The organism is Pontibacillus salicampi (genome assembly GCF_042434395.1).
GTDB classification, from domain to species: domain Bacteria; phylum Bacillota; class Bacilli; order Bacillales; family BH030062; genus Pontibacillus; species Pontibacillus salicampi.
In genome coordinates this window covers 554,697-568,165 of record NZ_JBHLTP010000003.1, presented here as the reverse complement: position 1 = coordinate 568,165, position 13,469 = coordinate 554,697, and the positions used below count along the sequence as shown (strand labels likewise).

The 13,469-nt window shown below is 40.6% G+C and carries 13 protein-coding genes and 2 pseudogenes; 5 read left to right on the top strand and 10 right to left on the bottom strand.

Annotated elements, in window-relative coordinates; translation table 11 throughout:
* Nucleotides 1-542 precede the first annotated feature (542 nt).
* Nucleotides 543-1,790, bottom strand: coding sequence for a DNA polymerase IV (locus ACFFGV_RS04335; protein WP_377345348.1), 1,248 nt, complete (start codon nucleotides 1,788-1,790; stop codon nucleotides 543-545).
* 171 nt (nucleotides 1,791-1,961) lie between these two features.
* Between ACFFGV_RS04335 and ACFFGV_RS04330 the strand changes: the two genes are divergently transcribed.
* Nucleotides 1,962-2,606, top strand: a complete 645-nt coding sequence (locus ACFFGV_RS04330; RefSeq protein WP_377345347.1) for a DsbA family oxidoreductase — start codon at nucleotides 1,962-1,964, stop codon at nucleotides 2,604-2,606.
* 52 nt (nucleotides 2,607-2,658) lie between these two features.
* Here the strand turns inward: ACFFGV_RS04330 and ACFFGV_RS04325 are convergent, their stop codons facing one another.
* From ACFFGV_RS04325 to mce, 7 genes and pseudogenes are all read right to left on the bottom strand, one after another.
* Nucleotides 2,659-2,883 (bottom strand): hypothetical protein, encoded by a 225-nt coding sequence (locus ACFFGV_RS04325; RefSeq protein ID WP_377345346.1) that lies wholly within the window; start codon nucleotides 2,881-2,883, stop codon nucleotides 2,659-2,661.
* A 20-nt stretch (nucleotides 2,884-2,903) separates the two neighbouring features.
* Entirely contained in the window at nucleotides 2,904-3,479 is a 576-nt protein-coding gene (locus ACFFGV_RS04320) for a hypothetical protein (protein WP_377345345.1), read from the bottom strand.
* A gap of 245 nt (nucleotides 3,480-3,724) precedes the next feature.
* Nucleotides 3,725-3,850, bottom strand: a pseudogene (locus ACFFGV_RS04315) (transposase); the annotation flags it as partial.
* Between the two features lies 1 nt (nucleotide 3,851).
* Nucleotides 3,852-4,031: pseudogene (locus ACFFGV_RS04310) on the bottom strand (transposase); the annotation flags it as partial.
* 183 nt (nucleotides 4,032-4,214) lie between these two features.
* Nucleotides 4,215-5,342, bottom strand: a complete 1,128-nt coding sequence (locus tag ACFFGV_RS04305; protein WP_377345344.1) for a M20/M25/M40 family metallo-hydrolase — start codon at nucleotides 5,340-5,342, stop codon at nucleotides 4,215-4,217.
* A gap of 166 nt (nucleotides 5,343-5,508) precedes the next feature.
* Complete coding sequence (locus ACFFGV_RS04300; RefSeq protein WP_377345343.1) at nucleotides 5,509-7,029, bottom strand: acyl-CoA carboxylase subunit beta; 1,521 nt, start codon at nucleotides 7,027-7,029, stop codon at nucleotides 5,509-5,511.
* Nucleotides 7,029-7,457 (bottom strand): methylmalonyl-CoA epimerase, encoded by a 429-nt coding sequence (mce, locus tag ACFFGV_RS04295; protein ID WP_377345342.1) that lies wholly within the window; start codon nucleotides 7,455-7,457, stop codon nucleotides 7,029-7,031. Before mce ends, ACFFGV_RS04300 begins: the two co-directional genes overlap by 1 nt.
* A 161-nt stretch (nucleotides 7,458-7,618) precedes the next feature.
* On the opposite strand from mce, the gene prli42 reads away from it, so the two are divergent.
* Together prli42 and ACFFGV_RS04285 are read left to right on the top strand one after the other, a co-directional pair.
* Complete coding sequence (prli42, locus tag ACFFGV_RS04290; RefSeq protein ID WP_377345341.1) at nucleotides 7,619-7,771, top strand: stressosome-associated protein Prli42; 153 nt, start codon at nucleotides 7,619-7,621, stop codon at nucleotides 7,769-7,771.
* Nucleotides 7,772-7,911: 140 nt separating this feature from the next.
* Nucleotides 7,912-9,321: a hypothetical protein gene (locus tag ACFFGV_RS04285; RefSeq protein WP_377345340.1), complete on the top strand. Its 1,410-nt coding sequence runs from the start codon at nucleotides 7,912-7,914 to the stop codon at nucleotides 9,319-9,321.
* 41 nt (nucleotides 9,322-9,362) lie between these two features.
* On the opposite strand, the gene ACFFGV_RS04280 is transcribed toward ACFFGV_RS04285, so the two are convergent.
* Nucleotides 9,363-10,217, bottom strand: coding sequence for an MBL fold metallo-hydrolase (locus tag ACFFGV_RS04280; protein ID WP_377345339.1), 855 nt, complete (start codon nucleotides 10,215-10,217; stop codon nucleotides 9,363-9,365).
* Between the two features lie 148 nt (nucleotides 10,218-10,365).
* On the opposite strand from ACFFGV_RS04280, the gene ACFFGV_RS04275 reads away from it, so the two are divergent.
* Nucleotides 10,366-11,655, top strand: coding sequence for a GntP family permease (locus ACFFGV_RS04275; protein ID WP_377345338.1), 1,290 nt, complete (start codon nucleotides 10,366-10,368; stop codon nucleotides 11,653-11,655).
* 52 nt (nucleotides 11,656-11,707) lie between these two features.
* On the opposite strand, the gene ACFFGV_RS04270 is transcribed toward ACFFGV_RS04275, so the two are convergent.
* On the bottom strand, nucleotides 11,708-12,484 hold the full coding sequence (locus ACFFGV_RS04270) for a 3-hydroxybutyrate dehydrogenase (protein ID WP_377345337.1): 777 nt from the start codon (nucleotides 12,482-12,484) through the stop codon (nucleotides 11,708-11,710).
* A 183-nt stretch (nucleotides 12,485-12,667) separates the two neighbouring features.
* Here ACFFGV_RS04270 and ACFFGV_RS04265 point away from each other — a divergent pair, with 183 nt between their 5' ends.
* Nucleotides 12,668-13,459 carry an SDR family NAD(P)-dependent oxidoreductase gene (locus tag ACFFGV_RS04265; protein WP_377345336.1) on the top strand — a complete coding sequence of 264 codons (792 nt, stop codon included), beginning with the start codon at nucleotides 12,668-12,670 and terminating at the stop codon, nucleotides 13,457-13,459.
* Nucleotides 13,460-13,469 lie beyond the last annotated feature (10 nt).

Below are 13,469 nucleotides of genomic sequence, written 5' to 3'. Positions count from 1 at the left end.
TCATCTCCAATAAGATTTTTTGAAATATTATAGTTTCATCATTTCAATTCTATATGTAAATCGTACAGCAAATTCCATTCGATTACAATCCTTTTGAAATATATATTTTAATTTATTTCAAATTATTCATATGAGTGCCTGGTGGGGAATCGGAATACAAAAAAACCATCCTAATATGCGCTTATTAGATGGCTCCTTGTTCTGGAATATGTAACTTTGTACTTACATTACGTTTTATGAATAACTAGATGCATTACCTTGTTTCTTTCAGACAAACATAAACACCACCACACCAAGAGATAAGCATACCCTATTAAAAGCAATATAAGTCTATACAGCCATGCTCTGGAATTACTAGAACATAGTATGGATGTTTTTTTAACTCGGTATTCGTAAGCCGACCACTCCTTTGATCACCCGGGGAGAGACTCTATGTAAATGGACACTCCACCTTTTCACTATTACACATTTTGATCAAAACACTTATCCGAATGAGTCGTAACGACAGATACATGTTACGGTGCAACTCTTCTTCACTTAAACTATTTCTTTTTATAGTCATCCAGAAAGTCCTTTTGATAGCTCGTCGTAACGTTATTCTGATTAGTTTCTTTTACCTGCTTGAAGGGGTTCGCTCCATATTTCTCAGTAAGTTCATCAATAGCTGAATATAATGGCTCTTTCTTTACCTCGTCCTCATACGTAAACAGATTTAATTGCATGCCTGCTTGTTGTTTTTCTATAAAGCTTTGTGCAGTGACTCCTAGTAAACGGATAGGCTCCTGATTCCAATTTTCATCCCATAGCTTTACTGCATAGTGATAAATTTCGTCTACTTTTTCAACAAATTCTGGCAGCTGCTTACTGCGAGTAATCGTCCGTCGATCTGCGTATCTAATCATAACTTGAATGTTTTTCGATATGACTTGCTTTCGATCCATTCGATCCGCTACTTTTTGGGAGAGATTCCTTAGCATACTGGTTATTTCTGTTTCATCCGTAGTGTCCTGAGGCAATGTTGCTGAATTACCTATACTTTTAAATTCTGATACTGCATCTGGATCAACAGCACGATTATCCTGTCCATTGGCACGGTTTTGCAAACGCTCACCATTTATACCAAGAAGACCTTTTAACTGCATAACGTCACCGGTTGCTAAATCTCCTATCGTTTTTATGTTAATGGCTCGTAATTTCTCGGCAGTTTTTGCTCCAACTCCATACATTTCTTCAATATCCAATGGCCATAGCTTAAGGGATATATCCCGTTTGCGAAGAACGGTAATTCCCATTGGCTTCTTCATATCGGAAGCCATCTTGGCCAAAAATTTATTCGGAGCGATACCGATACTGCAAGGTAATTGCAAGCGCTCAAAAATGGTATTCTGAATTTGTTGAGCAATGTCAAGCGGCGTACCAAGCTGACTGCATTCAGTAATATCCATGTATCCTTCATCAATAGAAACTGGCTGTACATAAGGAGTAATGTCAGCTAAGATTTGAAAAATCTCTCGTGATGCTTCCCGGTACCGCTCGAAATTGGGACGCATCACAAGAAGCTCTGGACAAAGCTTCTTGGCTTCCCATAAAGGCATGGTTGTTTTTACACCTTTAGCCCTAGCTTCATAGCTGCTGGTGACCACAATTCCTTTCCTTTCTTCCGGATTTCCGGCAATAGCTAAGGGCTTTCCTTTTAGCTCAGGATTTCTTGCTATTTCGACAGAGGCATAAAAACTGTTCATATCCACATGAAAAATAACTCGCCCTTTTTTAGGATACCAAGTTGACATAACCCCCCCTCCTTTCACGAACATAGGTTCTAATATTATTGTACCATACTCCCAGTCGTAATAACGACATACGTACTTTCTCTTGAGCATTGTGATTGCTACAGAGGAAAGATACGTGGTATATTTCTCACGTACCTACCAGTTGGTATGTAATCAAAGGAGGTTAATGGAATGTCTGAAAATAAGCTAATTATTTATTCTGATTTTATATGCCCATTTTGCTACATTGGCAAAGTGAATGCAGAGCGTTTACAGGAGCAGAATCCTGGAATGGAAATTGAATGGAGAGAATTTGAACTCCACCCAGAGGGTCAGCCTGATCCAAACAATGCCTATATGAAACAAGCATATGAAAATGTAAAAATGCTTGCAGAAAAATACGACATTGATATGAAGCCGGAAGTATTAACAGATGTAACCAGCGAATCTCGTAAGGCACTATTAGGATTTGAATATGCAGATGAGCAAGGGAAAGGCTCTGATTATCGCGAGGAAGTATTTAAAGCGTACTGGCTGGAAGCACGAGATATTAATGATGAGGAAGTACTACAAGATATTGCTCGCACGGTAGGGTTGGATACAAATGAGTTTAGTCAAGCTCTGCGTAACGATAAATACTTTAATAAACTGAAATCTTCCATCCGAGATGCTCATCAGTCTGGTATTACAGGCGTACCCACTTATGTATATGGTGACTACAAAACAGTAGGCGCTCAACCTGTTGAGCAATTGCAGCGTATGGTGGATGCACAAAAAGAAAAAGATGCGATAGAAAATCCAGAAACGGGGATGTCTTGCGGTCCTGATGGCTGCTAACGCATGCCATTAAAAAAATCCTTCCAAATGTAGTATGTTGAAACAACATAAGCTAATTGGAAGGATTTTCTTCCCCTTCATACATGCAAACGGCCACCCCATTCTGCTCTGCTTCTATTTGTTTTTCTTGTATATTTCTATTTACGGCTCTACGATAAAGCATATCAAATTTTGTTTTGGCCAATCTGCGTTTGGCAATGGCTTCATGTGGATTGTCTAATATCTCTAGCAATTGCTCTAATTGCCATCTCTCTTTTGACGTTAAACGTACCTTCATACATGACCTCTTCCCTTTACTTATACTTTTTCTCTTGTGGCAGCCACCTCATTTGACGCATCTTCTTTTATGTCAGAAGTAATATATTCCTCTGTGTCTGCCAATTTAGCTTTATATTCTTTTCCTACACCATCCAGTGAGTCCTTTTGGAACTTTTGAATATAAGATAATCCCGCGAAACCTGCTAGTAATGCAGTGACAACAACCGAAAGCTGGTTGTGTGTTCCTGACATTGTAATGGTACTTTGGGCAATCACACCTGCCCCAACTCCAATAATCAAATCTCCTAACACACCTAACTCAAATAAGATAGGGTCTGTATCTTTATTGTCACCAAAACGAACTCCTACTAGAAACAATATAAAATATACGAACGCCTTCAATGTTGTAAGCACAAACATGACACTTCTTACGATGGTTGAGTAAGATTTCCGTTTAAGCTTCTTAAAATCTTTAAATTTATAGTCTAAGCTAACAATCGGCAATAAAATACAGGAGTTTCGTTTGTAATGCCCTATCAACGCCCCCACTAAACTAACCAGAATCGCCACTTTGTATGCTTCCCACAGCTCCATCAGTGATTTTACCTCTTCCATATCATCACCCTTCTCCTAGTATTAACTATAGGATACCTTATTTGTAAGAATTTTCAATATTTTTAGATTAATTTGAACCAATAGTATTAGCTTTTTTAGATTCCATCTAGGGACAAGGAAACTGACACGAACGTATGTTGGGACTTTTTACCGTGATGGACAAGGCTAAGGATACTGTTATAAGAAATCTCCACAAAGCCCTCCTGGTATTTGCCAGCCCTTCACCGAAAAAGACTCTCCTTCACCTAACACACCCTTGATAGGTGAAGGGCAGTCTTCTTCATGTTCTGACAGGCAGCTGTCAATAACGCCTGTTCGCGCACATTTTCTTTTCCGCGCAGGCGACAATAACGCAGCCCATGCAGTTCTTTTTACAAGAGGATCAAGTGAGGGACGACCATTGTCTTCGGAATAGTAAGATCGCACTTTTTCTGGAATGAAGGAGAAGTCTATGTACCGATCGATTTTACGGAGGAGATGGTCTTCAGGAACAAGCTCTTCAATCGTGACCATTTCGATTTCATTTTGACGCTCTTTTTTGGATTGAAACATCGAATCACCTTTCGTTAGAGAATATATAACTATTATAACAAATTAACGCGGTGAATAATGAAAGTAAAAAGAAGTAAATAAGGCTGTCGAGACTTTCTCGACAGCCTGACAAGCCGCAACTTAGTTACGGTGTGTGTTTTCTCTATTAATTTCCCATTCAAATTTTATAGATGGATTGTTATGTTACTCTGCTGCTGCTTCTTCCACAATGGATGTTACCAGCTCTGCTGTTTTAACTAATTCATCAATGGGCATCCGTTCATTTGTTGTATGAATCTCTTCATAGCCTACAGATAGATTCACTGTTGGGATGTTGTGACCAGCAAAAATGTTGGCATCACTTCCTCCGCCACTTTGTAGCAGCTCACTAGTACGGCCAATCTTCTTGGCTGCTCTTCTAGCTACCTCTACCACTTGCTCCCCTTCTGTATGTTTGAAGCCTGGATACATAACATCCACTTCTACCTCTACGCTTCCGCCCATTTCTTCTGCTGTTTCATGCAATGCTTTTTTCATCTTCTCCACTTGCTCTTCCATTTTTTCAGGAATAAGAGAACGAGCTTCAGCTAGAATTTCTACATGGTCGCACACTATGTTCGTTTTTTGTCCGCCTTCAAAGCGACCTATATTCGCTGTAGTTTCCTCATCGATTCGTCCTAACGGCATTTTGGAGACCGCTTTCGCAGCCATTGTAATAGCGGAGACGCCCTTTTCGGGTGCTACGCCAGCATGAGCAGTTTTCCCTTTTACAATTACATTCAACTTTGCCTGTGTCGGCGCAGCTACTACGATATTACCAACTTGACCATCACTGTCTAATGCATAGCCGTATTTCGCTTTAAGAAAGTCTGGATTCAATGCTTTGGCTCCGCGCAATCCAGATTCCTCTCCAACCGTAATAATAAATTGGATATCTCCGTGCTCGATATGATTTTCCTGAAGAGTCCGAATCGCTTCTAGCATTGCAGCGAGACCCGCTTTGTCATCTGCACCAAGAATAGTTGTACCATCAGTTACGATATAGCCATCTTTTTCGGATGGCTTAACGCTGTTTCCGGGAACAACTGTATCCATATGGGATGTAAAGTAAATAGTATCGATTTCCTCTTTGTGACCTTTAAGGGTACAAATTAGGTTTCCAGCTCCATGGCCTGTTTCTTCGGTCGTATCATCTTCTGTAACATCCAAACCAAGAGCTTCAAATTTCTCTTTTAATACTTTTGCTATGTTGGCTTCTTCGCCTGTTTCTGAGTCAATTTGAACAAGCTCTAGAAATTCCTCTAATAATCTTTCTCTATTTACGCTTGGCATATAGTTCTCCTCCTTTTACTATGTAACCATTATGACGCCTTCTTCAGTATGTGTATCTTCCTTCATTTGTACTTGCGAATAAACATAAAAAAAGAGATGGCTATAATAGTACGTTAGCGAATGCCATCTCTTGTGTCAAATGAATACCCTTGTGCCCCAAATGTCATTAGAGCGGTATATTCCCATGCTTTCTACCTTCTTGCCTATCCTGCTGTACAAGGAACGTATCAAGGGCTTGGAGAAGGTGAATCCTAGTTTCTCTAGGGTCAATGATGTCATCAACCAATCCAAGGGCAGCAGCTCTATATGGATTAGCAAAATGCTCTCGATATTCCGCTATTTTCTGAGATCGGACTAAATCTTTATTTCCGCTTCTTTCTATCTCTTTCCCAAACAATACATTGACAGCCCCTTCTGGTCCCATTACGCCGATCTCCGTGTTGGGCCAGGCAAAAACCATATCAGCACCGAGAGCTTTACTATTCAGGGCCACGTAAGCCCCTCCATATGCTTTACGAAGAATAACCGTGAATTTAGGAACAGTGGATTCTGCAAAAGCATATATTATTTTCGCACCGTGTCGAATAATGCCTCTATGCTCCTGCTGCACACCGGGGAAGAACCCAGTCACATCCTCTAACGTAATAATAGGAATATGAAAGCAATCACAATATCGAATAAACCTAGCAGCCTTATCGGAAGCATCCATATCTAATCCCCCGGCCATCCATTTTGGCTGGTTACACACAAGTCCTACAGGGATCCCGTTCATCCTCCCAAAGCCTACAACGATATTCTTCGCAAACTGTTTATGAATTTCCATAAAGGAATCCTCATCTACCAATTGGTGAATAATAGTACGAACATCATAGGGACGAGTGGAGTCAAAAGGGATCATGTCACTTAATTCGGAACGATACTCTTCCTCCCACTCCCAGCAAGAATTTGTAATGCTGGAATCTGGTAAAAACGATAATACCAAACGGACATAATCCAGTGCTTCCTCTTCTGTTCCAGCCTTTACATGGGCATTACCGCTCTTACCGCTATGGATGTCAGCTCCCCCTAATCCTTCTAATGAAATTTGTTCTCCTGTCACCATTTCAATAACCTTTGGTCCGGTAATAAACATTTGGGATGTCTTATCAACCATAATAACGAAATCCGTTATGGCTGGAGAATAAACTGCTCCCCCTGCACATGGACCCATAATAACGGATATTTGCGGAATAGCTCCTGAGTAACGAACATTTCGATAAAAAATTTCCCCATATCCGTGAAGAGCAGCAACCCCTTCTTGAATTCTAGCTCCTCCTGAATCATTCAGTCCGATGATGGGTGCATTGTGCTTGTAGGCCATATCCATAATAGAGGTAATCTTTTTGGCATGAACTTCCCCTAATGCTCCTCCATATACAGTGAAGTCCTGGGCATACACATAAACACGTTTCCCGTCAATAGAACCGTAGCCAGTAACGACCCCCTCCCCTTTGGAACATGGATTGTCATTCTTTTCCATAAATGCGTATAACTCTACAAAGGAACCGGCATCTAACAAATACTCTAACCGCTCCCTAGCTGATTTCTTCCCCTTTTGATGTTGTTTATCGAGCTTATCTTGACCGCCACCAAGCTCAATCTCCTTTCGCTTATCATATAGTTCATATAGCTTATCATACATATTCATTACCGATCCGCTCCTCTTGGCTGACATAGCTCTACCAACACGTTGTGGGCGGCTTTAGGGTGGATAAAGGCAATATCCATACCGAGAGCCCCCTCTTTTATTTGCTCTCCTATAACAGGGACACCGTGTAACGCATAATGGGTAATTCTTTCTTGCAAATTCATTACTTCAAAAGCAATGTGGTGAATGCCTTCCCCTTTTTTGTTGATAAAATGGGCAATGGAGCATTCGTCATCAGCTGGTTCTAGTAATTCCAAATACGAATCCCCAATAGGAATAAAGGCAACGTGTACTCTTTCTGAAGTAATTTCTTCTCTCCTTTCTACCTGAAGTCCCAACACTTGTTCATAAAATGGCATAACCGTATTTATCTGCTTCACTGCAATTGCAATATGGGCAATACGGGAAGGTGGCTGGAGAGCTCTCATAAGGTTCCCCCTTCTGTCCTTTATACCAATCTATTCAAACCTACAGGTACCTTATTAATGAAAGTAAAAAAGTTTAACTATACTAAGAAAAGGGTATCTTGTCCTTTTTGCTGAATCAGGTTAAAATAGGCATAGTACTTCTGATGAAGGAGGATATCTACGTGGCATCTGCAACTGCAAAGAAAAAAAACCAACAGCAAGAAGTTTCTCGTAAGCCTTCTAAACGTGAGAAACGCCAAAAATTTGTTATCTTTTTAATGATTATTTCGATGCTGTTATCATCATTACTAGCTGGCGCATCTATGTTTCTATAGGAAAGCTGGACATTGAGGACCTCCTCAATGTCCTTTTTAATGAATTCAATCCATCTTTGGTCCCACACTCTACTTACAAATTGTTAGAAATATGTTAATATTTGTACAAATACTACATATATAGGGAGATACGAGACGGCATGAAAAACCGAAGATACTACATAGGGGCAGCATTGATATTTTTAGGTATCATTATTTATATGACGCTTGATTCCCCCGCTACTGTTGGAACGGTCGATAACCAACAAGTAAAGCAGGTAAATAGTATAGAAGGTGTACAAGCGTTTTATGAGAAGCATATTCCCGGCTTAAAACGTGCGAGGAATCAGGACTTTACACAATCTATTCAAGAGGAAGTCGATTTAGGAGGTTTTCAGCAGCAATTAACCTTTGATGAAGTATGGTATAACGAGGATTTAATATTTATTTTTTACCACAGAGATGTAGAATCTATTGGAAAAGGAAGCGATGAGAGTCATTTGGAGCAACGCAGGGAGCAGGATATCCCCCACATCCAAAATTTCCAGCTAACAGACTTTCAAAGCAAGGACTATTACGATACGAGGCACTTCCTCGGATTTATTCCACCAGGCAGTGGTGTTCAGTATGACGATCAATTTTATTCTGTGATGGTGCTCTCCAGTTTTCGAGACATTGGCAAGAGGGAAAAAGTCACGAAAATAGACGATATTATGAAGGGAGAAATTACGGTAAATGTAGAAGGGGAAAACAAAACCTTCGACGTATCTATCCCAATTGAATTCAATCAAGCATTACAAGCAGTAGAGCCCAATGAGATTGGAACGACCCTTTCCAGTAAAGACGTGTCCATCAGATTGGAGGAAATTCAGTTAGGGATTAGTAAAACAGTACTCCATCTCAGCGTGCAATCGCCAAGAGGGCATCTACCTAAATTGTTGGAGCTTTCCCTTGGCAAACAGGAACAGTACATGCTCTATTTAGAACCTAAAGATAGTCACCCTAAGGATAATAGCTATGACCGGAATACATGGCAAGCCTTTCAAGTTGTGGCGCCTCCTCTTCCTTCTGTACCCGATCATTTAAACATCCATATTCAATCTGTTCATTTAATTGGCAATGAACAAGCGACATTTACTTACGATGAGGACGAATGGACAGAAGAGGAAAGGAAGGGAAAACAATTATTTACAACCAATCATGGCACTGGGGTGGTAAAAGATTATCAATCATCACAAGATGGGACATCCATCTCCATAAAATACAGCCATAAGTCGGATACACCTCTTCCTTACACAACATTAAGCGAAGCCAGCCTACCAATCTTTGATATTTCTACCCATGATAATGATTTCACTCTAACAGCTGAATCAGCTGACAAGGATCAATTAGAATTGTCTGATGTTCAAAGCGGCATGCACCATCCAGATCATCAGGAGAATCCTTTTCACGGTATAAACCTCGTTTGGGATAGAGACCTTTCTAAGGAGGCTCAGCCTATTACTGTTAGAATGAAGAACTTACCATACAAGCTTATGTTAAAAGAGAAGGTGACCGTGCCAATCCAATAACGCACATACTAGAAGCCTGAGAAAATCTCAGGCTTCTTTATTTATATGGTAACGAGTCTTGTATCATAAGCAAAGCTAAGCTCTATCCCTTTCTCCTTTAGCTGCTCCTCAATTACGACTAAATCGTCATAGGACAGCTTGTCCTCTTCTTCAATATGGGTGAGTATGGTTTGTTTGGCTTGAAGGTTTCGAACTATTTCAAGGGTTTGTTCAAATGTACATTCCTCCTGTAATACAGGATGGTGATCAGGAATCATTCTTTCGCCGGTAGAAAGATGGATAGGATCAAGGCCCTTCGGTAAAACAGCTACATCAAGAGCTGGTAACCATGCTGGCGGCTCCCACCCGTTTAATTCATCCATGGCAATCAGCACATTTTTTCCTTGTGATTGGAATAGGAAAGCATAGACATAATCTTCAGCTAACCGGAAAGGTGTTATGGCAACGTCGTTTATCGTAACAGTATCCCCATCCTTTATTTCATGAGTAGAAATAAAATGCTGTTCCTTGAAAAAGGACAAATGATCAAAGGTACCCAGTCTTTCTTGAAAATCACACCATACCTGTTCTGGTATGAACACATCGAGGGTATTAGGCTGAGGTGGATACCTTTTCCAATCAGCAGATATAGATTCCAATACACGCCTTCCCATAACATGGTCTGGATGCCAATGCGAGAAAAGAACGCCATCTATTGAGGTAATGGTGGAACGGTTGATCTCTGTATAAATATCCTCTGAAGTATCGATTAATACATTCGGACCATGAACATACACACTTGGCCCTCCCCGGCTATATGGGACTCCTTTCTCCCTCGCCTCTTTGCAAATGTGACAAAAGCATAAAGGCCTTGGAGTCGGTATAGCCCCTCCTGTGCCTAGAAACTCTATTTTCATGCTACTCCCTCCTTCTATTGTTCTAACCATATCCTACCTTCGAATTCTTGAGAAGGGGGTCGCTTAATAAAATGATTCCATTTCTCAAATTAAAAATGGGGTGGATTGGACATAGTAAGGTGGACAATAAAAAAGATGGAGGGTAACTATGCTTAGTATTATTATTGGTCTAGTACTCTTGATGCTATTAGCATATCTCGGTTGGTCCATAATATGGATTGCCCCGCTCGTATCAGGAGTTGTAGCCCTATTAAGCGGTATGAATATTTTAGAATCCTATACTGGAACGTATATGGAGGGATTCGTTGGTTTCGCAAAGGATTACTTTCCAATATTCTTGTTTGGTGCGATATTCGGAAAATTAATGGAAGATACTGGGGCAGCACAGGCTGTTGCCTATAAAATTTCCAACCTTATTGGAGAAAAACGCGCTATCTTAGGAATGCTATTATCCGCTGCCATTCTGACATATGGAGGGGTTAGCCTCTTTGTCGTAGTTTTTGCTGTATACCCAATCGCCGTAGCCATGTTCCGTAAAGCGAATGTATCCAGAAAGCTAATTCCTTCCACATTTGTGTTAGGGGCATTCACCTTTACAATGACAGCCATACCTGGAACACCTCAGATACAAAATATTATCCCTATTAACACGTTTGAAACAAGTACAATGGCTGCCCCGATACTTGGTATTGTTGCCGGTCTAATTATGGCAGTTGGTGGTTATTTCTATCTTAAGTTCAGGGAAGGCCAGTTTACGAATAAAGAGGATACCTTCACAGAGCCTGAAGGGGATAACAAAGTGAAGGAGATTAATGAGGACGAGCTGCCAAACTGGATTCTATCCTCTATCCCGCTCCTCGCTGTCGTTATCACATTAAATGCATTTGAAGATATGAGTATTCTCATTGCACTAGGAATCGGCATTATTCTTGTTATGATTTTTAACTGGAGTAAGTACAAAAATTTCATTGGAGCTATTAATAACGGAGCTTCTGGATCTGTTATGGCGACGATCAATACAAGCGCCGCTGTAGGATTTGGTTCCCTCGTAACCGCTTCACCCGGATTTGAGACTGTTAAAGAATTAATATTTGATATACCACTCAGCCCCTATTTTTCAGAAGCATTCGCTGTTCAGCTCCTTGCTATGATTACAGGCTCTGCTTCAGGTGGGATGGGGATAGCACTAGAAGCATTAGGAGAGCAATACTATAACATAGCCCAGGAACAAAATCTCAGTCTAGAAGCATTTCACCGAATCACATCTGTAGCGTCCGGAGCTTCTATCCTCCCTCATAACGGAGCATTGTTAACATTATTTACAGTTACAGGGTTAACCCACAAAGACTCTTATAAGGATATATTTATCGTAGGACTTATCATTCCAATGGTCGCAACGATTGCCATCATTTTGTTAGCAATGATGGGAGTTAACTAAACTAATCCATAAAAAAACACATGCTCTGTAACGGCAGCATGTGTTTCTTTCTTTACTGAACTGTATAACCGCCATCAATGACAGCAGCTTGCCCAGTAATACTCTTCGCCTTATCACTAACGAGGAAAATGGAATAATCAGCTATTTCCTGTACTTGTAGAAGTCTCTTTTGGGGAACTAGCGGATAAATGACTTCCTCGAGAGCTTTTTCTTTTTTTATGTTTCTTGTGTTAGCTAAATCCTCCAGCTGATTTTGGACTAGTGGTGTATCTACATATCCTGGACAGATGGCGTTTACCGTAATACCATGGTCCGCTCCTTCTAAGGCTGTCACTTTAGTTAGACCAATTACACCATGCTTTGCGCTATTATAGCCAGCCTTCCCTGCAAATCCAATTAATCCATTGATGGAAGCCATGTTAAGTATCCGGCCATATCCTTGTTCCTTCATAATCGGAAAGGCATGCTTAATCCCAAAGAATGGGCCTTTAAGCATAATATCCAGGATTAGCTCGAATTTCTCTGATGGAAATTCCTCTACTGGAGCCACGTGCTGAATTCCAGCATTGTTCACAAGTATATCAATCCGCCCAAATTTTTCTACTGTTTGATGCACTGCATTCTTAACATCCTCTTCCTTTGCTACGTTTGCCACAACCCCTTCTACAGTAAAGCCTTGTGCATTGAGTTCCTTTACCGATTCTTGAAGAGTATCTTCATTAATGTCATTAAGCATGACTTTAGCTCCAGCCTTTGCAAACTCCGTGGCAATTTCCAATCCAATCCCTTGACCTGAGCCTGTTATAAGTGCAGCTTTTCCTTCTAGCATGTAATATCCTCCTTCGTATTACTAGTTCGCTTTTACTTTGCCCAATTTTTAAAGATACAGTAATACAAAATAAAATTAGTAAGTGCTGAGGTTTTGCAGATTGAGCAGATATATTGTTTCCATAGAATCGGAAAGATATATTTACACATGTACGGAACCTAATGACGAAAGGAAGAATTCAATATGGATATGCAATTACAAAACAAACTAGTACTCGTTACGGGGTCAACACAAGGAATCGGAAAAGAAACCGCCCGCCAATATGCAAAAGAGGGTGCACAAGTTATTGTGAACGGCCGTACACAGTCTAAATTAGACAACATCGTTAAAGAGCTGTCAGCAGATGGAGAGGTTCACGGCATAGCAGCTGATGTGTCCACTGAAGAAGGAGCAAACAAGCTGATTGAAGCTGTGGAGGCTCTAGGCGATCTTGATATATTAGTGAACAACACAAGTATTTTTGAAGTGAAGCAAGTTGAAGAAGTAACAGACGAAGAGTGGATGAACTATTTCAATACGAATATCCTTAGCGTTGTTCGTCTGGCACGTCATTTCCTTCCAAACATGCTGGAGCGTAATACAGGCCGTATTATAAATATTTCAAGTGAAGCAGCTGTCAAACCATTGGCAGAGATGATTCCTTATTCCACTACGAAGGGTGCTGTCAATTCACTTACAAGAGGACTTGCAGAACGGACAAAAGGCACCAATGTTACAGTTAATTCCGTTTTACCCGGTCCAACGTGGACAGAAGGTGTTGCTGGGTTCATGGAAGGTGCTGCAGAAGATGCAGGGGAGGATTTAGAATCCTTCACAGAGAACTACTTCAAGAATAACGAACCAACATCACTTATTCAGCGATTTGGTACTGTTCATGAAGTGGCTAGCACCGTCATATTCCTATCATCTCCTCATGCATCTGGAATTAATGGCAACACACAACGAGTAGAAGGCGGAATTATCCGCTCTGTATAAAAGGAAAGGG

Coding starts and splice junctions, on each gene's coding strand:
- ACFFGV_RS04300 (WP_377345343.1), bottom strand. CDS start 7,029: ATGAATATGTATGATAAGCTATATGAACTATATGATAAGCGAAAGGAG.
- ACFFGV_RS04265 (WP_377345336.1), top strand. CDS start 12,668: ATGGATATGCAATTACAAAACAAACTAGTACTCGTTACGGGGTCAACA.
- ACFFGV_RS04285 (WP_377345340.1), top strand. CDS start 7,912: ATGAAAAACCGAAGATACTACATAGGGGCAGCATTGATATTTTTAGGT.
- ACFFGV_RS04335 (WP_377345348.1), bottom strand. CDS start 1,790: ATGTCAACTTGGTATCCTAAAAAAGGGCGAGTTATTTTTCATGTGGAT.
- ACFFGV_RS04280 (WP_377345339.1), bottom strand. CDS start 10,217: ATGAAAATAGAGTTTCTAGGCACAGGAGGGGCTATACCGACTCCAAGG.
- ACFFGV_RS04305 (WP_377345344.1), bottom strand. CDS start 5,342: ATGCCAAGCGTAAATAGAGAAAGATTATTAGAGGAATTTCTAGAGCTT.
- mce (WP_377345342.1), bottom strand. CDS start 7,457: ATGAGAGCTCTCCAGCCACCTTCCCGTATTGCCCATATTGCAATTGCA.
- ACFFGV_RS04270 (WP_377345337.1), bottom strand. CDS start 12,484: ATGCTAGAAGGAAAAGCTGCACTTATAACAGGCTCAGGTCAAGGGATT.
- ACFFGV_RS04320 (WP_377345345.1), bottom strand. CDS start 3,479: ATGGAAGAGGTAAAATCACTGATGGAGCTGTGGGAAGCATACAAAGTG.
- ACFFGV_RS04275 (WP_377345338.1), top strand. CDS start 10,366: ATGCTTAGTATTATTATTGGTCTAGTACTCTTGATGCTATTAGCATAT.
- ACFFGV_RS04330 (WP_377345347.1), top strand. CDS start 1,962: ATGTCTGAAAATAAGCTAATTATTTATTCTGATTTTATATGCCCATTT.
- ACFFGV_RS04325 (WP_377345346.1), bottom strand. CDS start 2,883: ATGAAGGTACGTTTAACGTCAAAAGAGAGATGGCAATTAGAGCAATTG.